The sequence below is a fragment of the Burkholderia sp. JPY481 genome (assembly GCF_038900515.1).
In the GTDB taxonomy this organism is placed as follows: Bacteria; Pseudomonadota; Gammaproteobacteria; order Burkholderiales; family Burkholderiaceae; genus Paraburkholderia; species Paraburkholderia youngii.
In genome coordinates this window covers 540,619-564,166 of record NZ_JAYMRT010000003.1, presented here as the reverse complement: position 1 = coordinate 564,166, position 23,548 = coordinate 540,619, and the positions used below count along the sequence as shown (strand labels likewise).

The window sequence follows — 23,548 nt, the reverse complement described above, 5'->3', positions numbered from 1 at the left end:
AACGCGATCAAACGAACAGGAGGAAGTGATGGAACTCATCCGGATGGCGCGCATCGTTCTGTGGAGTTTCTTCGGAGTGCGCAATCGAACCGCCCACGAAGCCGACTTCGCCCATGTCAACTTTAGCTGGCTGCCGTTCGTGGCAATTGGGCTGGCTGCCCTCATCGGCGGCTGCATTCTGGGTGTCGTATTGCTTGTCACACACCCTGCGATAACCGCTCAGGGTTTCTAAGCGGCAGAACGGAGGTGGTGACTCGATTGGGCGATTCACGGGCGCCATTTCAATTATTGTGCGCCCCGTTCTCTTTCGTCGGCACAGCAGTGTAGGCGAAAACCCTGGCTTCGGATCTCGCAGCGCCATTTCTTCAAGAATAATTGCGTGCCGGTGACATGATCGGCGAACTCATCAATGTTGATGCCGTGTTCGACTCAATCTTCTCGTATCGGCAGCGTCCTCTGAAAGATGACTAATCCGTCGCAATTATCGAAAGCGAAGACTTTCGCGAGAGAGCTCGCTGACCGAGCTACATCCCATCAATTTCATGCCCCGCTCTAATTCTGTTTTCATCAAGGCCAGTGCCCGCTCGACGCCAGCCTGCCCAGCCGCTGCCAGCGGGAACAAATAGTAACGTCCGACGCCAACGGCTTTGGCCCCTAGAGCCAGAGCCTTCAGAACATGTGTTCCGCGTTGCACTCCTCCATCCATGATGACGTCCAGCTTGTCACCCACGGCATCCACAACCTCCGCAAGCTGATCGAACGCGGCTCTCGATCCATCTAGCTGCCTGCCGCCATGATTGGACAGCACGATGCCGGTACAGCCAATTGCGGCCGCACGCTTCGCGTCCTCGACAGACATCACGCCCTTCAGGCAAAACTGGCCGTCCCAGTCACGGACCATCTCGGCAACGTCGTCCCAATTCATCGAAGGGTCCAACATTTCCGTGAAGTAGCGGCCAATCGACATCGCACCGCCGCCAAAGTCGACGTGGGTCTCCAATTGCGGCATGGAAAAGCGCTCATGCGTGACGTAGTTCAGAACCCATTTCGGCTTCAGAGCGAATTGGAGCATACCGCCCAAGGTGAGTCTGAAAGGGATGGTGAAGCCTGTACGCAGATCGCGCTCGCGGTTTCCGCCAGTGATGCTGTCGACCGTCAGCATCATCACATCGATGCCAGTCTCTTTGGCGCGTTGCATCATTGCACGGTTTAAACCGCGGTCCTTATGGAAGTAGAACTGGTACACCTGCGGTGTCGGGAACGCTTTGCGTAACTCTTCCATGCTGACCGTGCCGAGCGAAGAAACGCCGAACATCGTTCCGTACTTCGACGCCGCAGCGGCCACTGCGCGTTCGCCTTCATGGTGGAAAAGGCGTTGCAGTGCGGTCGGGGAACAATACACAGGCATCGCCAGCCGCTGGCCGAGCACGTGCACCGAGAGATCCACGTCACCGACTCCCCGCAACACATTGGGTACCAGGTCACATTGCTGGAAGCTCGCGGTGTTCCGGCGATAGGTCACTTCGTCGTCGGCGGCGCCATCGATGTAGTTAAAGATCGGGCCCGGCAGTCTGAGCCGTGCCAGTTCACGGAAGTCGTGAAAGTTATGGCAATCGCTTATTTGCATATTGCGAGGTAGCCGCCGATTTGGCCTGCTGGACGGCCAAATTTCAGGGACGATCAGTTCTCATGCCGCGTTTTTTTCATGGTCGCCGGATCGCGCACGATGGTGACCGCGCACGGCGCGTAGGCGAGCACCTGGCGGGCGACCGAACCGATCAGCCAGCGATCGAACGGCGTATGTCCGCGATGTCCCACCACGAGATGGTCGATAGCATGCCGCTCCGCGTACAGCACGATCTCTTTCGCCGGCGGCCCGACCACGAGATCGAACTCCACGGCTCCGTTCGAAGCGGCGAGCTTCGCCTTGACGTCGTCGAGGATCTCGTTGGCATGGCGCACTTCCAGCTCGATCAGATTTTTTCGCTCGACTTCGATCGCACCCCAGTCCGGCGTGCGCGCGACGACGAGCACATGCAAGCGCGCGTCGAAACGCTTGGCCAGATCGGCCGCGAAAGTCACGGCATATTGCGCGGATGCCGACCCGTCATAACCTACCAGCACGTTCTGCATGATCTGCTCCTGTGCGGTTCACACCGGGTCGCGACTTCGTATGACGAAATCCATCGGGCCGTTTGCGTGAACCGCGAGCTCTCCCCGACTTCGCGGCGTCGGCGCGAAAGCACGTGCGATCCACTCGCGAACCTGCCGCGCGGATCGTCACGCGGACGGCGTCGGCACCTGTGGTGTTGAATCAGTTGTCGTCGCTTCTGGACGGGAGATGCTCGTGAGGCTCGGGCTCTGCCGCGTCCGCGTTAGGAAGGTCGTCTGGGGCCGGTTTTTGCGAGCCCTTCGGATCGGGATGGCCAGTCGTGCCGGCGGAAGTTTGCGCGGGGTCGCGAGAGGTGCCGGTCGGCTCAGCGGATGGACTGGAGGTCATGATGTGCTCCTGCGCTGATGAATGCAGCTTCTCTCATGATAGTCCCCTGGCCGGTTTGAGTGATAGACGCTGTGACGCCCGCGCTGTCACGCCCGCCGGCATTTTCTAGCCACCGTCGGGCGATTCTTGAACTAGACTTTAAATCTTGCTGAATTGCATAGACAGTCTCAATGTAAGTTGATGCGGCGATCGATAAGCAAAAGGAAGGTTTTATGGCTATCGTCGTACACAACATCACTGTGGTTTCTTCGAGCTGGGGCGTAGCGTGACGGCGAGCGATGCCGCGCGCGCTACGAGCGCCTGGCGACATATCGTGCGCGCGCAGGGCATCAGCCTGTCCTACGGGAAGATACGCGCGCTGTCCGGCATCGACCTCGCCATTGGGCGCAACGAGATCGTCGGCCTGATCGGTGACAACGGCGCGGGTAAATCGACGCTCATCAAGGTGCTGACCGGTGTCGTGCGGCCGAGCACGGGCAAGCTTTTCATCCGGGACGAGGAGGTCGACTGGAGCCGCTTTTCCGTGCGCGAGGCGCACCGTTTGCGCTTCGAAACGGTCTATCAGGAAAAATCGCTGGGCGAGAAGCAGCCGCTATGGCGTAACTTTTTTGTCGGCCGGCAAATCACCAACCGGTTCGGTTTCATCAACGTTGCCGAACAACGGCGCATCGCCAACGAAATCTTGAAGCACCAGCTCGGTTTCCGCGGCGTGGGAATCGACGCGGATTCGTTGATTGCGAAACTCTCCGGTGGCGAGCGCCAGGGCATCGCGATCGGACGCGCAATGTATTTCGAAAGCGATCTGATCATTCTCGATGAACCAACGGTGGCGCTCGCCATCAGCGAGGTGCGCAAGGTTCTCGACTTCGTGCGCTCGATCAAGGATTCCGGCCGCGCTTGCATCTACATCGAACATAACCTTGCCCATGTGCACGAGCTCGCCGATCGACTGGTCGTGCTCGATCGTGGCCGGATCGTCGCGGAATTCAAGTCCGGTGAGATGAGCCTCGAGGAACTCACCCGGTTCCTGATTTCGCTGCAGCAGAGCGGGCACGGGCCGGGGCCGGTTGCGGGGACACGGACGTGAGCGATCCGATTAAAGAAAAACGGCCGGCGCGGTTAGTGCTTTTTCGCCTGCCCGGTTTTGCTCGCCTGGAAGGTTTGCCGAGCGTGGTCGTGTTTGCGTTGGTGGTCGGCCTTTTCATGGCGACCGCACCGCGGGTCTTTCTGGGCTGGCCAATCTACTTCTCCTTCCTGACCACCGTTCCGCCGCTGGTGGTGTTGGCGATCGGGCTGACTCTGGTGATTGCGGCTGGGGAGATCGATCTTTCGTTCCCGTCGGTGATGGCATTCGCGGGCTTCCTGTTCGCCTGGTGCGTGAACACCACCGGTTCGGCCTGGCTTGCCGTTATTGCGGCGTTGGCTGGCGGCGCGCTGGTCGGCGTGGTGAACGGGGTGTTGGTCGCGGTGGTCGGCGTGCCGTCGATCATCGTGACAATCGGCACACAGTTCCTCTGGGCCGGGGTCGCTTCGATACTTTCCGGCGGCCTTTCGAATGCGCTACAGCAACTCGCCAGCGGTTCGGCCTATGCAGTATTCGCGGGCACGCTGTTCGATCTGGTCCCGATGCAAGCGCTCTGGGCGCTCGGGCTCGCCATATTCATGTGGTTCATCCTCAATCGCCACCGTTTCGGCGAGCACGTGCTGTTCATCGGAGACAACCGCAACGTGGCGAAGGTCGTGGGCATCAATGTGCCGCGTGAGACGGTGAAACTGTTCACGCTAATGGGTGTGCTGGCCGGTTTCGCAACGGTGCTGCTCACGCTCGAGAACTTGAACTACTTCTCGACCCAGGGGCAAGGCTACCTGCTGCCGGCGCTGGCCGGCGTGTTCATCGGCGGAACCTCGGTGTTCGGCGGCACGGCGACGATCGTGGGTACGTTCTTCGGCACTTTCGTGATTGGCATGCTGGAGGCGGGAATCGTTGCGACAGGTATCGCCGGCTTCTGGGTACAGGCGATCGAAGGAGTGGTGTTCATCGTCGCCGTGATCCTGCATCTGTTGGTCGAGAACCCTGCCAGGCTGCGTGTGTTGCGCGAAAAACTCAGGTTTGGCGGGAGATAAAGCCGTTAAATCAGGAGATAGGAGCGGAAATGATCAAGATCATGACGGGATTGCTACTGGGCGCGAGCGTTGTTGCGTTCGGCCTCGCGCCAACCGCCGGTGCCACCGAGCCGACCACGACGGGGCCGCTCGGCGCCGGTATGACGATGTATATGCAGATGGGCGGAAACCCCGGCGACGGCGCGACGCTGCCACGTCAGACCGGCGCTGCGGACGCGGGACATGCGCTAGGCATCAAGGTGATCGAGCAGTTCTCGGCCTGGAGTCCGGAGACGATGCTTGCGCAGTTTCGCCAGGCGATGGCGGCGCATCCGACGTGTATCGGCATCATGGGCCATCCGGGCGATCCAGCCTTCGCACCACTGATCAAACAAGCGGTAGACCAGGGCATCATCGTTACCGTCGGCAATACGCCGCTGCCCGAAAACCAGAAGCTCTACGACGCGAAGGGCTTTGGCTACGCCGGCGTCGAACTCTATATCGGCGGGCAGATCACTGCTCAGGCGATGCTCAACGCCGGACTCAAGAAGGGCGACGAGGCGCTCGAATACGGTGTCTTCAACGAGAGTGTGCGCAGCCAGTCCGACCGTGGCCTTTCCGAGACGCTGGAAAAGGCCGGTGTGAAGGTGACGAGGCTCAACATCTCACCGCAGGTGGATGCCGATTCATCGCTCGCCGTGCCGATCCTGGTCGCCTTTATCCAGGCGCACCCTGATCTGAAGGCGATCGGCACGCAGCACGGCGGTGTGACCGGGTTCATTCCGCAGGCGCTCCAGCAGGCTGGCAAGAAGCCGGGGCAAATCATCGTGGGCGGCATCGATCTGGCGCCCGCCACGATTTCCGGGTTGCAGAACAAGTACCTCACTGCGACGCTCGACCAGCAGCTTTATCTGCAGGGCTTCCTGCCAGTCACGCAGTGCGTGCTCTCGGCTGCTTATCATTTCGCGGGACTGACCATCAACACCGGCGCAGGTGTGCAGACACCGGCGACGATCGACTCGCTGATTCCGCTGATCAAGCGCGGCATCCGCTAAGAACGAGCGATGCGAATGGAATGGCTAGAGCGCCGGCAGTCAGGCCTCCAGGCGTTCGGGGGATGTCTGCACGACTTTGACAGCAGGTTCGCAAACGAACCGGCCTTCCGGGTCACGGAGCGGGTGCGCCAAGTTTGAGCGTGCCCGTCACGAATTCGCGCACGGTCTTCCTGGCATCGACTGCGGCCTTTTCGTCGTACGCGAGGGTCGCTCCATACCCGACGCAGGGATCGCTGTAAGTAAAAAGCTGGCCCGTCGCTGCGTCCATGATCTGGCCGTTCTGTGCTTCGCTCAGTTGACAGCTTCTTATGGTCTGCGCCTTGGCGAGAACGATGGGCTTCGCCGCGGCTTTCCAGTCGAACATATGCTGGGCCCCCGAGTACTCGATGAACTTGATGTCTTTTCCCTTGGCTCGCAGTCTTTCGACGTATGCGCGGCATGATGCGACAGGAGCAAATTCATCTGCACTGCCATGAAAAACGAGCACGGGCTTGTCGTCGAAATCGTCATCGGCTCTGAAGGTCGTATTGCAGTTCGGATAAAACGCGATGTACCCGGCGAAGCCCTTGCCGGAAGTGGGGCCATGCAATTGTTGAAACCGTTTGAGGTCGGCGTATAACGCTGGTTGTCCGCCGCGTGATTCGCCCATCAGTATCACCCGCTCCGGATCGATTCTTGGATGCTTCTGGAGCAGGTCGAGTGCGCGATACGCGTCCTCGAGCTGCACGAGCCGGCCCACTTGCCCCTGGTCGTTGAGCGTGCTGACGATACCGCGCCCCGCGAAACTGTCGACCACGAACGTGGCGACGCCCATCGCCAGGAACTCCTGCTGCCAGTCGGTGATACCGCTGTTGATGCCTCCCGACGGATGAAGCATGACGATCGCAGGAAGACGATCCGAACCCGCCTTGGGTAGGCTCAGCACCCCGGCAACGGTGACCGGCTTGCCCGCTTCGTGTCCGCCGAGGAACTGCTCGTCGGTGAGCGTGACCGACTGCAGCGGTAGAACCTCGGTCCGCACTACCTGCGCAGCGATCGAAGTAGAAAAGGCCGCCGCCACGGTTATCGATGTGACTAGACATAGATGCCGCAGTCCAGCACCGGATTGCGCGAGTAATGACATGGCGACATCCTCCTGTCCGCAACGGCGCGTCGGCCCAATAACGTCTCTTCGAACATAGACGATCGAATGGGCTTCTCAAGATCGAGGCGACACCTAGCCCCGACGTTCTGAAGAATGTCTTATAAGTTCTGGTCCGGGGGACTGGCTCAAACATTGCTGACCGACGCCATGGAGCAGTTGCGCGGTGTGCATGGCGGTGACTCATCGGCGTGCCGACACTCTGCTACGCGCCCTATGTCGTATTATTCGTGATAAGTCCGCTGCTGACCGTGGTCGTGAGGTGCCCTCGCTCGTGGCCGGCCCCCGGCGCGCGATGCGTTTCCAACCTGGTGCAAGCGTTCTTCCACCCGACGAACCGGGCACGCACTCTAACCGGCAGTCGGCAACACTGTAAGGAGCAGTCACGATGAAAATGCAACGAAACGCTCCCCGGATCGCGTCGACCCTGCTCGCCGCGGCGTTCACCCTGGTGCAGGCAGGCGTAGCAGTGGCGCAGACGGCTGCTCCGCAGAGCGCCAGCGAGATCCACAGGACCGGCATGCCACCGACGCAGCAGCAGGGCGACATATCGTTCGTGACCGGCGGAGTTGGTCGCGACGAGTCGACCGCGCTGCGGCAGGCACGCAGGCAGTGGCCGCTGTCTCTGCAGTTCACGGGACCCGGTGCGAGCTATGTGGCCGACGTCCAGGTGCAGATCGCCAAAGGCGGCGCTTCCGTGTTCGAGGCCACGTCGAAGGGGCCGTACATGCTCGTGCGGCTGCCTCAAGGGCGCTATACGATCAGCGCCACATACAGCGGCGTGACCAGGAAGCAGACGGTGAACGTCCGCGGCAATGGCAGCGCGCGCGCCACTTTCTCGTTCCCATCCGGCGGCCACTAAGCGCGGTCCCGGCGCCGCGCCGAAGCTCGCGCGCGGCGCGTTCGTTTGCTAACGCGAAAGCCTCATGCCTTGAGCATCTTCTTGCCGTTCGCCCCGAGCAACGGCAAGTCGCGAATCCGCACACCAGTCGCGTCGTCGATCGCGTTCGCGAGCGCCGCGGCGGCCGGGCCTTGCGCCGCTTCTCCGACACCCAGGAATGGCAAGCCCGGCCGGTCGATCAACAGCACGTCCACGCGTTTGGGTACGGACGAGAAGCGCATGATCGGATAAGTGCTCCAGTCATAGCTCGTGATGCGTTGCGGATCGAATCGAGTTTCTTCATAGAGCGTCCAGCTCATGGTTTGCAAAATGCCGCCTTCGATCTGATTGCGCACGCCGTCCGGATTCACGATCTGTCCGCAATCGACGGCCGCGACGACGCGCTCGATGCTGAGCTCGCCGGTATCGCGCAGCACCGTCACATCCATCGCGACGGCAAGGTAGGCCATCAGGTTCTTGTATTGGGCAAACGCAAAGCCGGTGCCGTGTGAGCGCGGGCTAGCGTCGCCCGTTAGCGCGCTGCGGGCATGCCAGCCGAATTGATCGGCTACCGCGCGAATCACGGCATGGGCGCGCGGATCATCGAGATGTTTGAGGCGAAACGCAACCGGGTCGGCGTGCGCGGCTCGGGCGAGCTCGTCGATGAAGCTCTCGATCGCGAACACGTTCATATGCGCGCCGAGCGAACGCATCGCGGAGACGCGGATCGGCATCGTGGGCACGAAATGATGCTGCACGTGCAGGTTGGGCACGCGGTAAAGCGGAATGCTGTTGCGGTCGCCTCCGCCTTCCGGCATCGGAATCGGCTTCGGCGGCGCGGGGGTGAACGGCTGCGCAAGGAGCTGCGCGGGCAGCAGGCGGCCGGCATTCTCGATGCGGTTGTTATGCGTATTGCTCCATAGCTCGTAACGCCAGTCGGCAATCATGCCTGCCGCATCGAGCGTTGCCTTCGCGTCGACTGTCATGGCCGGGCCGAACGGTTCCCACATGTGTTCCTGTTCGCGCATCAATTGCACGCGCACCGGGCGGCCAGGCAACTCGCGTGCGATGAGGGCGGCGTCGGCCGCGACATCGTCCGCGCCGTTGTGTCCGTAGCAGCCCGAACCTTCCACATGCACGCAGCGCACCTTGCCGGGCGGCATCGCGAGCATTTCGGCGATACCGGCATGCAGCGGATAGACGCCTTGCGTGTGCGTCCAAACGGTCATCACACCGTTGTCGAGTTGCGCGACCGCGCACGATGGCCCAATCGAGCCATGCGTCAGATACGGCCTCGAATAGCGCGCCCGCAGCGTCGCCATCGGTGCGGCCGCGCCGGTCGCCGCGCCGTGATCGGCCACCGCGATTTCCTGTGCGGGCAGACTCATCAGCAACGCGTGGACGTTCGCCGGATCCGGCAGCGGCGGCCCCGAGCGCCACTGCGCGGCGAGCGCAAGCTCACGCATCGCGAGGATCGCGCGCCATTCGTCGTCGGCGGCCACTGCGAGGTAGTTGCCGTTGCGCACGACCTTGACGACCCCTGGCAGCGCCTCGACGCGCCCGCTATCGAATGCAACGAGGCTCGCGCCATAAGACGGCGGCCGCACGACGCGGGCATGCAGCATGCCGGGCAGCCGCAGGTCCTGGACATAGCTCGCGCCGCCCGTCACCTTGCCCGGGATATCGACGCGCGGCAGCATATGGCCAATCAGCGCGTAGGCCGTTGGCGGCTTTCTCGGCGCGTCGGCCTGGGCGTTCTGATGGAGGTCCGCGTGTTTCACGGCTTCGCCATAGCTCACGCGTCTTCCGTCGGCGGCAATGATGGCGCCGTCGCGTGTTGTCAGGGTCGCCGCGTCAAGGCCCAACTGTGAGGCCGCGCTCGCGACCAGCAGCGCGCGCACCTGAGCCGCGGCGTTGAGGATCGCGGTGCCGCTGTCGGCCATCGTGTGACTGCCGGCGGTGTAGCCTTCGTTCGGCGTTCTGGTGGTGTCGGCGGTGATCAGTTCGATCGCATGAGGCGCGAGGTCCAGCTCTTCCGCGGCGACCTGCAGCAATGCGGTGCGAATGCCCGTGCCAAGCTCCGCTTTGCCCGTGAATACGCTCACGTGGCCGTCGGGGGCGACCTTGATCCACGCATCGAGCAACGGCGTGGTCTTGAGACTGCCCGGCAGCTTCGGGTCGCTCGCGTTGAAGGTGCCCGCTTCGGTGGTGGTTTGCGCGAGCGCGGCCATGGCCGGCGCGATCGCGAAGCTCACCATCAGCGAGCCGCCAACGAGGAAGCGGCGCCGCGCAGCGTCATCCGGGCCGCTGCCGTGGGCGGCGGAGAATGGGCGGCCGTCGCTCACGATTGCGCTCCCTGGCCCGTACGCGGCGAACCGCTCGCGACTTGCCGGATCGCCGCGAGAATGCGCATGTGCGTGCCGCAGCGGCACAGGTTCGGCTGCATGTAGCGGCGGATCTGTTCATCGGTTGGGTGCGGGACCCGGTCCAGCAGCGTTTGCGCTCGCATGATCATGCCGGCGATGCAATAGCCGCATTGCGCGGCCTGCTCGTCGATGAAGGCTTGCTGAAGTGGTCCCGGATGTTGCGCGCTGCCGAGGCCTTCGACGGTTCGCACTGGCCGCTCACCCACGGCCACGACCGGCATCAGGCACGAGAACACCGGTTCGCCGCCGACGCTGACCGTGCATGAGCCGCATTGACCGAGACCGCAGCCGAACTTCGCGCCGTCGAGTTGCAATTCGTTGCGCAGCACGTAGAGCAGCGGCGTGGACGGATCGACATCGACCGCATGACTGACGCCGTTGACGTTGAGTGTGATCATCGTGGCAAGCCGTCCTTGCGAAATTGCGCGACTGCGCGGGCGTCGAGCGTGGGCCACGCGTCGCGTGCGGTGAAGCGTTCGCGCGTGTAGTTGGCGAGCTCCGCTATCTGCTCATCCGTGAAGGTGTTGGCAAATGATGGCATGAAGGGCGCGCTATCGCTTTCGTGCCAGTCGATGCCATCGAGGATGAAACGGACCATGTTGCGAGGGCTGTCGGCGTTGACGGCCGTGGAAAGAGACAGGGACGGTAGAGCGCCCCCGTTCGACATCGGCGCGCCTTCGGCATGGCACGATGCGCAGGCCGCGGCGAACAGATTCGCGCCGCCGCCGGGCGCGGGGGACACGGGCATGGAGGTAGCGGAGGGGGAGGCGACCGGATGCTCCGGCACGCCTCGCCCATCGGATGGCAACGCCAGCAGATACGCGGCTATCGCCTCTACGTCGGAGGCGGATGCGTCGGCGAGCGTGCGCGTGACGGGGCGCATCGGACCGGCTGCCGCGCCATGGGCGCTGGCGAGGCCCGTGCGCAGATACCCGACGAGTTGTGCCTGCGTCCAGGGCGTCGGGCGTGAAGCGAGGTCCGTCAGCGCGGGCGCGTCCCATCCGTCGATCGTGCCGCCTTGCAGCGCATGGTCGCGACGCTCTGCGCCGAGGTGGTCGAGCGGCGTGTGGCATGCACCGCAATGACCGAGGCTTTCGACCAGGTAACGCCCGCGTGCGAGGTCCGGCGCTTCGCTCGGCGACGGTGCGGCTTCGCTACCGGTATGCAGGTAAAAAAGATTCCACACGGCTATGAGGGGCCTGAAGCCGAGCGGGAAGATCAGCTCGTTATGCGGCGCAGGCGCTTTGACGGGAGCACGGCTCATCAGCCATGCATACAGCGAGCCGATATCGGCATCGCTCAGGTGCGTGAAGTGCGGATACGGGAACGCGGGGTAGAGCAGATGTCCGTCGCTGGACACGCCGCGCCGCATCGCACGTTCGAACGCGTCGAGCGTCCAGCCTCCGATGCCGGTTTCGTTGTCCGGGGTGATGTTGGTCGAGTAAACGATGCCAAAAGGAGTTTTCAGCGGCAGTCCGCCCGCGAGGGGCTGGCCGTCCGTCGCGGTGTGGCACGTGACGCAATTGCCAATGGCCGCGAGCTTCGCGCCGCGCGCCGCGGCCGCCGTATCGCTGTCGGCCGCGATGGGCGTGGTGACGTCGCCGGGCGCGGGCTCCCGCGCATGCGCAGTGGGGCCGTACGCGGCCATGAGGGCGACCAGAACAACGGCCACGCCCGCACTTGCCACCCGTCCTTTCATCTGGCCTCCATCGCCGAACCGTCCGCGCATCGTCGTTGCGGAATGCATCGCGCGTCTGCGAGTCACGCAAGCGGCGTTCCCGACAGCGGCGGGTCGCGATAGCGGCTTCGTCTAGCCAGCAGCGACCGCGATAGCGATCTGCACGAACAGCACCTTGACGATGGTCATCGACGGAAAAATCATCGCGTACATGACGTCGGGCTGATCCGTCGGCGCGATGCGGTTGGCGAAGGCGAGAATCGCGGGATTGCCGGTCGCGCCGCAGATCACGCCGACCGACGTATCGAAAGACAGTCTGAAGATCCACAGGCAGCACACAGCCGTGACGCCGACGAGCACCAGCAGCGTGATCACGCCATAAAGCAGCAGCAGCGGTCCGGCGGTGCCAACGGTCGCAACGAACTTCGGTCCGCAAGACAGGCCTACCTGGGCGAGAAAAATCGTCAGCCCGATATTGCGCAGCACGAGATTGGCGGAGAGCGGCATCACCCACACGAAAGGTCCGCTGCGGCGCACCTTGCCGAGGCACAGCGCGACCAGTAGCAACGCCGCGAGACCCAGGCTGAACGCGCCGAGACCGGGCGCGCGCAACGGGATCGCGCCGACCAGCAGCCCCGCTGCCGCGCCGATGCCCAGACAGATGAAACTCAGCTCGGCCGTGCCCTTGATCGAATCGCCGAAGAACGCGCGGACCCTCGCGCGATGCGCGTTACTGACGAGCAGGCCGACGCGGTCGCCCGCTTCGAGGATGAGGTCCGGCGTCGACAGCAGATCGGCGTCGCCGCGCCGCACGTGCGCGACCGCGCAGGTCACGCCATCCGGAAAGCGCAAATTGCCGAGCGCCGTGCCGACCACCGACGGACTCGATGCGAACACGCGCAGATAGTCCAGGTCTTCCCGATGACTCGAGATACGCCCGGGCTGCAGCTCGCCGCATAGCGCGGTGGCTTCGTCGAGTGGGCGGCGCTCGGTGGCGGTCGCGAGGAGCACGTCGTCGGCGCGCAGCGTGAAGTCGTCGCTGGGCAGCTGATTGTGATGCGCTCGCCGCACGGCCGCGATCACCACGCCGGCAGGCAAGCGGCTCGAAAGCTCCGCCAGCGTGAGACCGAAGAGACTGGCATTGCGCAGCGCGATTTCAGCGGTCTCCAGCACCTTCGCGGTCGGCTTCGGTATTTTGGCTTTGAGGGCTGCGTTCAGCACATAGAGGAACAGGATCGGTCCGGCCACGCCGAACGGATAGGTGACGCTATAAGCCACGGCGGCGTTGCTGCTTTTCATCGATGCGATGGCAACCTGCAGGCTCGCCGTGCTGGTGCCGCTGCCCGCGAACATGCCGAGCGCATCGGCGAGTGTGATGCCGAAGTGGATCAGGGCGCACGCCACCAGACCCGAAGCGATCACGCCCACACATGCGGCCGCGTTGGCCTTCATGCCGTCCCGGCTGGTGAGTCCGCGAAAGAATTGCGCGCCGTACTGAATGCCGATGCCATACAGAAACAGCAGCAGACCGAGCGTGCCCAGCAACGCTGGCGGCGCGGATTTCGGCGCGAATGCGCCGAGCCCCAATCCGACGAACAGCACGGCCCCCGAGCCCAGAGCCACGCCCTTGATAGTGATTTCTCCGACCAGGTAGCCGAGCGCAATGGTCAGAAAAAGCGCGAGCAGCGGCTGAGTTTCGAGGAAAGTTCTGACTGCTTCCATGCCGTCCCCCATGTACGCGTCGCTCCTATCGCATTGCGCCTGCGAGGTTGCCCGAGCCGAGACCTACGATCAGATCGACTGCACCGTTCTTCAACGCTTGCGTGGCGAGCACGCCCGCCGCTTTCAAGCCGGCCGCGTCGATGCGCGACGCATCCGATAGCTCGACACGCAACCGCGTGGCCGCCAGCGCATCGAGCTTCACAATGTTGGCCGCGCCGCCCAGCGCCGCACGAATCTTTTCCGCGCGCTCCGTTTCCTGCGGCGAGTGTTGCGCCGAGGCGGCCACGGCCGCTGGAGCCGCGGCAGTCGCCGCTGCCGCGCCTTGCGCATCGGCCGCGCCTTCCGCTGGCAGATCCGCTTCGGCGCCCGCTGTCTTCAGATAGTCCTGCATGTCGGTTTTCATGTTCTCCGACAACGGCCCGAAGATCGCCTGCACGCCGTTGCCCACGCGCACCACACCCGCCGCACCGAGCGCTTTGAGCTTGTGTTCGTCGACGCGCGCCGGGTCCTTCACGGAGATGCGCAGCCGCGTGATGCAAGCGTCGAGACTGGTGATATTGGAGCGGCCGCCAAAGGCGAGCACGAGTTCGCGCGAGCGTCCGCCCGTGCCGCTCGCGGCGACAGCCACGGTATCTGCCGTATCGTCCTCGCGGCCAGGTGTCTTGAGGTTGAAGCGCGTGATGACGAAGCGGAACACGCCGTAATAGATCACCGCGTAAATTGGACCGAGAATGAAAACGTACCAGGCGTGCGTGGCCTTCCCGCCGATCAGGTTGAACATCAGAAAATCGATGCCGCCTTGCGAGAACGTGAAGCCCATGCGCATGCCCAGGGTGTTCGCCACGAACTGTGCCGACGCCGCGAGGCATGCGTGAATCAGGTACAGCACCGGCGCGACGAACAGGAACGCGAATTCGATCGGCTCGGTGATGCCGGTGAGGAAAGAAGTCAGCGCGGCCGAAACCATCATGCCGCCAACAGCGACCTTCTTCTCCGGCTTCGCGCAATGCCAGATCGCGATCGCGGCGGCCGGCAGGCCGAACATCTTGAACAGGAACGCGCCCGCAAGAATCCCGGCGGTGGGATCGCCCGCGAAATAGCGGGTGATGTCGCCGTGAACCTCCTTGCCGGTGGTCGGGTCGACGAAGCTGCCCATTTCGAAGAAGAATGGCACGTTCCAGATGTGATGCAGACCGAATGGAATCAGCAGACGTTCGACGAAACCGTAGACCGTCGCGGCGGTGCGCGGGTCAGAAACCGCTGCCCAGTGTGAAAAGGCTTTGATTGCGCTGCCTATTGGCGGCCACACGAAGGACAGGATCGCGCCGAGCACGATCGAGCCGATCGCGGTCACGATGGGCACGAAGCGCTTGCCGGCGAAGAAGCCGAGATACGGCGGCAACGTGATCCGGTAGTAGCGGTTGAACATCCAGGCCGCAAGACCACCGGCGAGGATGCCGCCGAACACGCCGGTCTGGATCGACGGTATGCCCATGATCGTGTCGGTTTCGATGCCCTCTATCTTCGCGATCACACCCAACGTGGCCGTCATCACCAGATACCCGATCGTTGCGGCGATGCCCGACACGCCATCGTTCTCGGTGAAGCCGAGCGCGACGCCGATCGCGAAGATTAGCGGCAGGTTCGCGAAGATCACGTCGCCCGCGTTCTTCATCAGCGCGAGCACGACGGTCGGCACGTAGCCGTGGAAGTCGGTGGCGCCGAGACCGAGCAGCAGGCCGGCCACCGGCAGCACGGCGACGGGCAGCATCAGCGATTTGCCGATCTTCTGCAAGACTCCAAACGCATGCGAGAACATGGCTGATCTCCTGTTGATCGGCTCAGTCGGCAAAGCGCGACAGATGCGCGCGGACTTCCGCGGCGGTGCCCAGACGCAGCACCTCGGCGGCGAGTTTCTTTGCTTCGTCGGTCGTGATGCGTGCAAGCTGGGCCTTGATCGAACCCACTGCCGGAATGCTCACCGATAGCTCGTCGATGCCAAGTCCGACGAGCACCGGCACCGCCATCGCATCCGACGCGATGCCGCCGCAAATGCCGACCCATTTGCCGTGCTGATGCGCACCGTCGACCGTCATGCCGATCAGACGCAACACCGCCGGGTGCAGTGCGTCGGCCTGCTTCGCGAGTTGCGGATGGCCCCGGTCCATCGCGAGCGTGTATTGCGTGAGGTCGTTCGTGCCGATCGAGAAGAAGTCGACTTCGCGTGCGAGCGGCTCGGCGATCAGCGCGGCCGCCGGGACTTCGATCATGACGCCCACTTTCACGCTCGCCGCGCGATCGCCGGCTTCTTCGAGCAGGATCTTGCGCGCCGCACGCACTTCCTCAACCGTCGTGATCATCGGGAACATCACGTGCAGATTGCCGAGCGGCGCCGCGCGCAGAATCGCGCGCAGTTGGGTGCGGAAGATGTCGGGACGCTCGAGGCTCACGCGCACACCGCGCAGGCCGAGAAACGGATTGTCTTCCTTCGGCAGCGGCATATACGACAGCGGTTTGTCGCCGCCGACGTCGAGCGTGCGGACCACGAGCGTGCGCTCGCGGCCGAGCGCTTCCGCGACCGCGCAATATTCGGTGGCCTGTTCGTCTTCGGTTGGCGCGGTGTCGCGCGCGTCGAACAGGAACTCGGAGCGCAACAGTCCCACGCCTTCCGCACCGCCAGCTACCGCGTCGCGCGCTTCCTGCGCATTGCGGATGTTCGCGACGACTTCGACGCGGTGGCCATCCGCCGTCATTGCGAGTTTGGTTGCCGCGAGCTTTTCGTCTTCGCGCTTGGCGGCCTGACGCCTGATGCGTTCGCGCGCCTTCTCCAGTTCCTCGGCGCTCGGATTGCGCCGCAAGCTGCCGCGCGAACCGTCGAGCACGACGGGCGTGCCGTCGGCGAGTTGCAGTGCGCGCGCGTCGATACCGCAAATCGCCGGGATGCCGAGCGAGCGCGCGAGGATCGCGACGTGACTCGTCGCGCCGCCGGTCGTCGTGCAAAAGCCGAGCACCTTGCTGCGATCGAGCGACGTGGTGTCGGACGGCGAGAGTTCCTCGGCGATCAGGATCGACTCTTCCGGCACGTCGATCTGCGCCTGCTTCACGCCGGCGAGCAGCGCGAGCACACGGCGGCCGACGTCGCGGATATCGCCGGCGCGTTCGCGCAGCAGCGGATTGTCGAGCTTTTCCAGCATGCTTGCCTGGTTCTGGAACGCTTCGCGCCATGCGAACCCCGCGCCTTTTCCCGTGCTGATGCTGCTGATGGCGGCATCGTTCAGGTCGGGATCGTCCAGCAGTTCGAGATGCGCGTCGAGAATCTGCGCTTTCGACGGATCGGTGAGCGTCGCCTTGAGCCCCTCGATCTGCTGACGTGCCTGATGCTGCGCCGCTTCGAGTTGCGCCCGTTCGCGTTGCGGCGATTCGCCCGCTTCGTTCACCTCGATCACTTGCTGGCGGAACTGCACGATTTTGCCGACCGAAAGCCCAGGCGAAGCGGAGACGCCGATGAATTCGTTGGCGTCGGCGGGGGCCGCCTCGGTCGGTGCCGGCACTGGCGCAGCCGGTGCGGTCGGCGCGGCCGCCGCGGGTGCGGGCGCGTCGCCGGGCTTTTCGCCCGATCCCTCGGCAAGCAGTCGCGCGACGGCGCTGGCCGCCTCCGCCGCGTCGGGACCGCGGGCCTCGACGCGCAGCTTGTCGCCGAACTTCGTTGCGAGCCCCATGAGCGCGACGACGGACTTGGCATTTACGCTGGCGTCGCCGCGCAGCAGTCGGATCTCGGACTTGAATTTCTTCGCCTCGACCGCGACGACTGCCGCGGGCCGCGCATGCAGGCCCGCCGGATTCGGCAGCGTGATCTCGCCGGAGAGGGTCGCGCCGGTGGCGCTGGCCGTATCCTTGTTCTCGATGCTGCCGACCAGTTCGACGTACAGCGCGACGTCGGCCCCGGCGACGACGAGCCCTTTCGCGGGAACGTAGCGCGTGACGAGATCGCCGTTGGCGATGACCATTTGCGTGAGCAGACTGGTTGCTCTTGCGCCGACCACGATCGGGTCGAAGCGGATCAGCGGCGTGCCCGCCGCGACGATGTCGCCTTCCTGGACCAACGGCATGAAGCCCTCGCCGCGCAGCAACACGGTGTCGAGCCCGATATGCAGCAGCACTTGCAGACCGTTGTCGCCGGTGATCGTTGTCGCGTGGCAAGAGCTATGGAGTTGTGTGACCTTGCCGGCAAGCGGCGATAGCAGTTCATCCGAGGTCGGATCGATCGATATGCCATCGCCGACCATCTTCTGCGCGAAGACCGGATCGGGCACGCTGTCGAGAGGAACCAGTACGCCCGACAGTGGCGCCATCAACTCGATGCGCTGGGGACGCTGAGGAGCTTTCATCGCCAAGACTCCTTGTACATTGACGCTCGCCTGCGGTGGTTCGACTCGAGCCGCGTGAGCGCGACATTGATACGTGCGGTCGGCACCATTGCCGGTTACGCCGCTTACCCACTTGAGCGGCGCACGTTGCAAAAGCTCGGTGACAGAAGCTCGAAAAATCCAACAAGGTCGCGCACGTCGCCCGTATGCGCAAACTGCTGCTTACCCCTCGATGCGATTGTTCTCACCGGAAAGCCTCGGCAGTCTGATTTCGTTTGTGTGTGACCTGTCGGCTTTCAGGAGGGTTGCCGCGCTGTTTGCGTATGTCGGCCGCCTCGCGCCAGTGGGCGACCGCACGCACCGTGGTTCCGGAAAAAGGACCCGGAAAGCGCTCTGAAAGAGAGCATATGTTACTGAGCGCAGATTGCAAGACGAGACGATTTCCGAAATGGATCTCCTGTGTTTTCCGAATTTGCGGCGGGACACGGGCGCTGCAATTTATTGATTGGGTGTGGCGCAGTTTTACTTCGGTGTTTTATACGCTTAGCGAAGCAGGGCGTCTGCTTCGTCTGCAACCGCATTCACCGTGTCGAACTCGATAAGCAATTCCGCGCCCAATGAGGCGCTGACGGATGCAATCGGCATATCGGGGCGGTTTTCTTTCCCGAAATACGATTTTTCGAGCGCATCGAGCGCGTGTTGATAATCCGGGGACTGGAAATCCGTCAGTGTCTTTACTTCATAAATGATGTTCTGAATGAGGAAATCGTTTGCAAGGCAGCGCGTTGCGCCGTTGAATCGAACGCGAACGCGGTCTTTCCTGTTGTCGAACATCAGGGCAAGCTCAACGATGCCTGCCTCACGGTCCGTTGAGATGCCCATCAAATACCGATACCGCGTTGGCAGCCCGATGCAAGCGCTGCGGCGCGACTTACGAGATCTTGTAACTTCGTGGAAGACTGTCAACGAAACGCGTCACGCCGCTGATGACGAACGCTTTCCTGCTGGCGCATATGAAAGAGGCTACGCGGTCGTTTCGGCCGTTAGCGGATATCGCCGCCCGCGCATTGTTCAGCCACACCTTCTAGTCTTTTCATCGGACGACTCTTTTTCCAACGTGAGACCCCGCCTAAAGTGTCAGGCTTCAATCTGGCATCAGGGTCATCATGCAAATCGATACACCTACGACTTCTGCGTCCCTGCAAGGGAATTCAACGTCCGCAGGTCAATGGCTATCCGTCATCGCCGTTGCGGTAAGCGCGTTCGCGTTCGTCACGGCCGAGTTTTTGCCCGTCGGTCTGTTGCCACAGATCGCACACGACCTCGGCGTGTCGACTGGTGTCGCTGGTCTGATGGTCACCACGCCCGGCGTAATGGCCGCAATACTGGCGCCGACGCTGATCGTCAGCGCGGGCCGCATGGACCGCCGGTACGTTTTCCTGCTCCTCACCGCGGTACTGTTGATCGCGAACGTCGTGTGCGCGATCGCACCGAACCTCGCGATCATGCTGGTAGGACGAGCTCTGCTCGGCGGCGCGCTGGGTGGCTTCTGGACTCTGGCGACGGCGGCGGCTCCTCGACTCGTGCAAGCAAAGGATGCCGCCAAAGCAACCGCGACCATTCTGACCGGCGTGACCTGCGCAACCGTGATCGGCGTGCCGCTCGGGACGTTCATCGCGTCGTTTGCATCGTGGCGGATGGCGTTCGCCGCGACCGCGGGGCTCGTGTCGCTCGCGTTGCTGGCGCAGGCGTTCCTCGTGCCTTCGTTGCCGTCGGCATCGGCGTTGCGGATCGCCGATTTCAAAACGCTGCTTCGCCGGCCGCATACGAGGTTGAGCATGGTGATGGTCGCGCTCGTCTTCGGCGCGCATTTCTCGACCTACACGTACATCGCTCCGCTGCTCGAACACGACTTCTCGTTGAGCGCCATCACGCTGTTGCTGTTCGGATTCGGTCTGATCGGTTTCTTCTCGAATGCGTTGGCGTCGATGGTGATTTCGGACCATCTGAAGAAATCCGTCGCCGCAATGGTTCTGCTGCTATTGGGCGCGATGTCGTCGATGTTGCTGCTCGAGCATTCGTCGATCGGCGAGACTGCGGGGATGCTGCTGTGGGGAATCGCGTTCGGAGCGCTGCCGCTTTGCTTTAGCGTATGGATTCAGCGCAGCACGACGGACCTGCCCGAAGCGGGGTCGGCTATGTTCGTGAGCATCATCCAGGTGGCGATTGCGGCGGGCTCGGCAGTGGGAGGCACTATTGTCGACCGGGCGGGAATTCACGCCGACTTCACGTTGGGACTTGGACTCGCGCTACTCGGTCTCGTCACACTGCAACGGCTTGCCGTGCTGGAGCGACCGGCCGCTGCGTCTTCTCTTGAGTGCGCGTGCGATGCGTCGGTTGACTGACGCAACGGAACAGATACGGCGCGAGGCTCGCCAGGCGAGCGACGACTCCGTCACCCAGCCGTCTTCACGATTCTGGGTTGAAACGGCGCGTTGAGCTGCACGTCGCCAGCGGCCTCGTTGCGGGCAGCGCTCGTCGACAGATAGCGCAAACAGCACACGCGCAGAAACGACGCGAAATTCAACGGCTCTTCGCCGCGCAATGCGATCAGTTCGTCGTGAAGCTTCACGACGAACTGGGTCGTCGTCACGTCCTCGCGGCTGGCGATTTCCTGGAGCACGTCCCAGAAGAGATTTTCGAGCCTCACGGTGGTCACGACGCCGTGAATGCGTAGCGCGCGCGTACGCGACTCGTAGTGGATCGGATCAGCGTTGACATAGACGTTGCACATACGGTCAGCCTTTCTCGCAAGTGATGACGTCGCAGGACGCGAAGCGCGCGGCGCGGTCGCTCATGCCGTCGTGATCGAGCGTAACACGGCTGCTCGCCCGCGATGCCGCGCTTCGGTCCTGCGCTCCTTCAATGCGCGATGCGCGTGCCGAGCAGCGCAAGGAATTGCGCGATCCAGTTCACGTGCGAAGTCCATGCGGGCGCGGTGACGAAGTTCTCGTCGGTGATCGCGTCGGGCCAGTCGAGCGCCACGTACTCCGCGCCCGCCAGCTTCACCTCGGGCGCGCAGGCCGGATACGCGGAGATGCGCCGGCCTTCGATCACGCCCGCCGCAGCCAGCAGTTGCGCGCCGTGGCAGACCGCGGCGATCGGTTTCTTCGCTTCGGCGAATTGGCGCACCCAGCCGATCACCTTGTCGTTGAGCCGCAGATACTCGGGGGCGCGGCCGCCGGGCACGAGCAGCGCGTCATATTGCGCGGGGTCGACCGATGAGAAATCGGTGTTCAGCGTGAAGTTATGTCCGCGCTTTTCGGTGTACGTCTGATCGCCTTCGAAGTCGTGGATCGCGGTGCGAATCGCGTCGCCTGCGCGCTTGTCGGGCGCAACGACGTCCACCTTATGACCGACTGCCCCCAGTGCCTGAAACGGCACCATCAGCTCATAGTCTTCGACGAAATCACCGGCGATGATAAGAATGCGCTTCGACATGCTTCGTGTCCTCTCGAATCGGGTTGGGAAAGGCGAGGCGGACGCGCTATCGCGGTATGCGCAAAGCGGCCGTTGACAAGCAATATAGCGATCGACGCAGTGGGCGGGGTAATAAGCGGCTAAATGCCGACCAGGGATTTCACCGAGCTGAACGCACTTCAGCCCTCAGGCGAAAGAAAAAGAGTCGCGCTCGATTCGAGCGCGACTCTTTCGTCATTGGAAAGGTCTGCTCAACCACGCAGATTCGACACACATCGCTGCAGCACCTTGCGCAGCGTTTCGACCGGGATTTCCGTGACTCCGTCCAGCATGGACGCTTCGAGCGTGTCGATCGCCGCATCGCATTCCTTCAGTACCCGGCGACCTTCGTCGGTCAGAAACAGATGAATCAGCCGGCCGTGCGTAGGATGTCCAGCGCGTCCGACCCAACCGTTGGCCTCCATGGTCTTGACAACTTCGTTGGCCGACTGCGGCGTGATGAACGAGCGTTCGGCGAGTTTTGCGTTGGTCATCGCGCCGCTGGCGCTGATCACGGAGAGCGCGGTGAATTGAGGCAAGGTCAGCCCGAATTCACCCAGCACATCGATCAAACTGCGTTTGAGCAGGCGGTCCAGTTGGCCGACCACGTAGGAAACGCGGGCTGGTGGGGCACCGGTTTTCGTTGAACCGGCCTGTTTGGCAAGGGGCGTTCGCCGCTTCTCCATTGTCTTGATCATTATCACGTTGCCTTAGGTGTTTCTACCAGGCATATCATATTCTACTTTCAATATCAGGCATCCTGAGACTAGACTCATCGTCAATTCCGGGGGTGCTATGGAAGGGGTTCTGATAAGTGACGCAAAGATCATTGTCGGAAATCTTCTCCTTCCCATGGCCGCTTCGTCGAACGGCGAAGCGTAGCTTGCCACCGGTAATTCAATCAAAGGTCAAGGAGACTTCATGTCAAGTGTTGCTAATCGGTCCAGTGCCGTGGGCTCCAGTACTGCACTAACGTTGGCATTGTGCTTTCTCGTCGCGGTGCTGGAGGGTATCGACCTACAGTCCACCGGCGTTGCGGCGCCTCGGATGGCGCACGAGTTCGGCTTGTCGGTCGGCCAGTTGGGGCTCGCTTTCAGCGCCGGGATGTTGGGGCTTTTGCCGGGCGCGATGATCGGCGGCAGACTCGCCGACAGAATCGGCCGCAAGCGCGTTCTAATGATCTCGATGGCGGTATTCGGCATCTTCTCGATCGCGACCGCGCAGGTCTGGAGCTTCGAAAGTCTGCTGATTGCTCGCCTGCTGACGGGTATCGGGCTCGGCGGCGCGATGCCGAACCTGATCGCGTTGTCTTCCGAGGCGGTCGATCCGCGTCACCGCAACACGGCGGTCAGCGTCATGTATTGCGGCATGCCGGTCGGCGGCGCGCTTGCGGCATTGATCGCCGTGCTGAGCGCGGGTGCTACTGCGTGGCGCCATATCTTCTACGTGGGCGGAGTCGGACCGCTGATCATCATTCCGCTGCTGATCGCGTTGCTGCCTGAGTCGCGCGAATTCGCCGCCGAGTCGCGGGAATCGACCAAAGCGGACAAACCGCTGCTCTCGACGCGCGCAGTCCTGTTCGGCGAGGGGCGCGCCGCGGCGACGATCGGTATCTGGATCAGCTTCTTCTGCACGCTGATCGTTCTTTACTTCCTGCTGAACTGGTTGCCTTCGTTGACCGTCGGGCGCGGCATGAGTCGTTCGCAGGCTGGGATCGCGCAGATCTTTTTCAACGTCGGCAGCGTGATCGGCGTGCTCGGCATCGGTGTGCTGATGGACCGGTTCAGACAAGGCCTGTCAGTCACGGCAGTCTATGCGTGCATCGTCGGTGCATTGATCGCGCTTTCGCAGGTCGCCAGCATCGAGACGTTATCCGTTGCCGTGCTGTTTGCCGGCATGGGCGTCGTCGGCGCGCAGTCGATGCTGTATGCGCTGTCCGCCGCGAGCTATCCGACGAGTGTGCGGGGTACGGGCGTCGGCGCCGCGGTGGCGGTGGGACGCGTCGGTTCGATCGTCGGCCCCGCTGCCGCAGGGCAATTGCTGTCGATGGGAAAGAGCTCGGCCCTCGTTATCGGCGCGAGCGTGCCGGTGACCATCATCGCGGCGATTACGGCATTGCTCGTCATTCGCTCCAACACCGCGAAACGCTAAGTATTC

Annotated in this window: 21 protein-coding genes; 7 read left to right on the top strand and 14 right to left on the bottom strand. The window is 63.0% G+C overall.

What is annotated here, in order from left to right:
- Positions 1-28 precede the first annotated feature (28 nt).
- Positions 29-232: a DUF2970 domain-containing protein gene (locus VSR82_RS11990; RefSeq protein WP_429456815.1), complete on the top strand. Its 204-nt coding sequence runs from the start codon at positions 29-31 to the stop codon at positions 230-232.
- A 249-nt stretch (positions 233-481) separates the two neighbouring features.
- Here VSR82_RS11990 and VSR82_RS11985 read toward each other — a convergent pair whose 3' ends face one another.
- From VSR82_RS11985 to VSR82_RS11975, 3 genes are all read right to left on the bottom strand, one after another.
- The gene (locus VSR82_RS11985) at positions 482-1,627 is read right to left on the bottom strand and encodes an alpha-hydroxy acid oxidase (RefSeq protein ID WP_429456817.1); all 1,146 of its coding nucleotides are present in this window, start codon (positions 1,625-1,627) and stop codon (positions 482-484) included.
- 53 nt (positions 1,628-1,680) lie between these two features.
- Complete coding sequence (locus VSR82_RS11980) at positions 1,681-2,133, bottom strand: universal stress protein (RefSeq protein ID WP_368582030.1); 453 nt, start codon at positions 2,131-2,133, stop codon at positions 1,681-1,683.
- Positions 2,134-2,314: 181 nt separating this feature from the next.
- Entirely contained in the window at positions 2,315-2,500 is a 186-nt protein-coding gene (locus tag VSR82_RS11975) for a hypothetical protein (RefSeq protein ID WP_368582029.1), read from the bottom strand.
- Positions 2,501-2,813: 313 nt separating this feature from the next.
- Between VSR82_RS11975 and VSR82_RS11970 the strand changes: the two genes are divergently transcribed.
- From VSR82_RS11970 to VSR82_RS11960, 3 genes are read left to right on the top strand one after another with little or no spacing between them, the layout of a single operon-like run.
- Positions 2,814-3,587 carry an ATP-binding cassette domain-containing protein gene (locus VSR82_RS11970; protein ID WP_368582028.1) on the top strand — a complete coding sequence of 258 codons (774 nt, stop codon included), beginning with the start codon at positions 2,814-2,816 and terminating at the stop codon, positions 3,585-3,587.
- Positions 3,584-4,624, top strand: coding sequence for an ABC transporter permease (locus VSR82_RS11965; RefSeq protein ID WP_368582027.1), 1,041 nt, complete (start codon positions 3,584-3,586; stop codon positions 4,622-4,624). Before VSR82_RS11970 ends, VSR82_RS11965 begins: the two co-directional genes overlap by 4 nt.
- A gap of 29 nt (positions 4,625-4,653) precedes the next feature.
- A complete protein-coding gene (locus VSR82_RS11960) occupies positions 4,654-5,658 on the top strand; it encodes a substrate-binding domain-containing protein (protein WP_410850400.1) in 1,005 nt (334 codons plus the stop codon).
- A gap of 112 nt (positions 5,659-5,770) precedes the next feature.
- On the opposite strand, the gene VSR82_RS11955 is transcribed toward VSR82_RS11960, so the two are convergent.
- On the bottom strand, positions 5,771-6,781 hold the full coding sequence (locus VSR82_RS11955; protein ID WP_429456822.1) for a dienelactone hydrolase family protein: 1,011 nt from the start codon (positions 6,779-6,781) through the stop codon (positions 5,771-5,773).
- Between the two features lie 406 nt (positions 6,782-7,187).
- Here VSR82_RS11955 and VSR82_RS11950 point away from each other — a divergent pair, with 406 nt between their 5' ends.
- Positions 7,188-7,661: a carboxypeptidase regulatory-like domain-containing protein gene (locus VSR82_RS11950; protein WP_176120497.1), complete on the top strand. Its 474-nt coding sequence runs from the start codon at positions 7,188-7,190 to the stop codon at positions 7,659-7,661.
- A 62-nt stretch (positions 7,662-7,723) separates the two neighbouring features.
- On the opposite strand, the gene VSR82_RS11945 is transcribed toward VSR82_RS11950, so the two are convergent.
- From VSR82_RS11945 to VSR82_RS11915, 7 genes are all read right to left on the bottom strand, one after another.
- Positions 7,724-10,024: a xanthine dehydrogenase family protein molybdopterin-binding subunit gene (locus VSR82_RS11945; RefSeq protein WP_429456824.1), complete on the bottom strand. Its 2,301-nt coding sequence runs from the start codon at positions 10,022-10,024 to the stop codon at positions 7,724-7,726.
- The gene (locus VSR82_RS11940; RefSeq protein WP_368582023.1) at positions 10,021-10,503 is read right to left on the bottom strand and encodes a (2Fe-2S)-binding protein; all 483 of its coding nucleotides are present in this window, start codon (positions 10,501-10,503) and stop codon (positions 10,021-10,023) included. The genes VSR82_RS11945 and VSR82_RS11940 overlap by 4 nt, the downstream gene beginning before the upstream one ends.
- Entirely contained in the window at positions 10,500-11,804 is a 1,305-nt protein-coding gene (locus tag VSR82_RS11935) for a c-type cytochrome (RefSeq protein WP_429456826.1), read from the bottom strand. Before VSR82_RS11935 ends, VSR82_RS11940 begins: the two co-directional genes overlap by 4 nt.
- A 111-nt stretch (positions 11,805-11,915) precedes the next feature.
- Complete coding sequence (locus VSR82_RS11930; RefSeq protein ID WP_410850396.1) at positions 11,916-13,505, bottom strand: aspartate:alanine exchanger family transporter; 1,590 nt, start codon at positions 13,503-13,505, stop codon at positions 11,916-11,918.
- A 25-nt stretch (positions 13,506-13,530) separates the two neighbouring features.
- Positions 13,531-15,324, bottom strand: coding sequence for a PTS glucose transporter subunit IIBC (gene ptsG / locus VSR82_RS11925; protein ID WP_368582020.1), 1,794 nt, complete (start codon positions 15,322-15,324; stop codon positions 13,531-13,533).
- 22 nt (positions 15,325-15,346) lie between these two features.
- Positions 15,347-17,893 (bottom strand): phosphoenolpyruvate--protein phosphotransferase, encoded by a 2,547-nt coding sequence (gene ptsP, locus VSR82_RS11920; RefSeq protein ID WP_429456829.1) that lies wholly within the window; start codon positions 17,891-17,893, stop codon positions 15,347-15,349.
- 522 nt (positions 17,894-18,415) lie between these two features.
- Positions 18,416-18,754, bottom strand: a complete 339-nt coding sequence (locus tag VSR82_RS11915) for a hypothetical protein (RefSeq protein ID WP_429456831.1) — start codon at positions 18,752-18,754, stop codon at positions 18,416-18,418.
- A gap of 284 nt (positions 18,755-19,038) precedes the next feature.
- On the opposite strand from VSR82_RS11915, the gene VSR82_RS11910 reads away from it, so the two are divergent.
- Positions 19,039-20,277 carry an MFS transporter gene (locus VSR82_RS11910; protein WP_429456833.1) on the top strand — a complete coding sequence of 413 codons (1,239 nt, stop codon included), beginning with the start codon at positions 19,039-19,041 and terminating at the stop codon, positions 20,275-20,277.
- Positions 20,278-20,327: 50 nt separating this feature from the next.
- Here the strand turns inward: VSR82_RS11910 and VSR82_RS11905 are convergent, their stop codons facing one another.
- From VSR82_RS11905 to VSR82_RS11895, 3 genes are all read right to left on the bottom strand, one after another.
- The gene (locus VSR82_RS11905) at positions 20,328-20,666 is read right to left on the bottom strand and encodes a ribbon-helix-helix domain-containing protein (protein ID WP_368582015.1); all 339 of its coding nucleotides are present in this window, start codon (positions 20,664-20,666) and stop codon (positions 20,328-20,330) included.
- 128 nt (positions 20,667-20,794) lie between these two features.
- A complete protein-coding gene (locus VSR82_RS11900) occupies positions 20,795-21,373 on the bottom strand; it encodes a DJ-1/PfpI family protein (RefSeq protein ID WP_429456835.1) in 579 nt (192 codons plus the stop codon).
- Positions 21,374-21,603: 230 nt separating this feature from the next.
- Positions 21,604-22,089 carry a MarR family winged helix-turn-helix transcriptional regulator gene (locus VSR82_RS11895; RefSeq protein WP_498857708.1) on the bottom strand — a complete coding sequence of 162 codons (486 nt, stop codon included), beginning with the start codon at positions 22,087-22,089 and terminating at the stop codon, positions 21,604-21,606.
- 223 nt (positions 22,090-22,312) lie between these two features.
- Between VSR82_RS11895 and mhpT the strand changes: the two genes are divergently transcribed.
- On the top strand, positions 22,313-23,542 hold the full coding sequence (gene mhpT / locus VSR82_RS11890; protein WP_368582013.1) for a 3-(3-hydroxy-phenyl)propionate transporter MhpT: 1,230 nt from the start codon (positions 22,313-22,315) through the stop codon (positions 23,540-23,542).
- Positions 23,543-23,548: the final 6 nt, after the last annotated feature.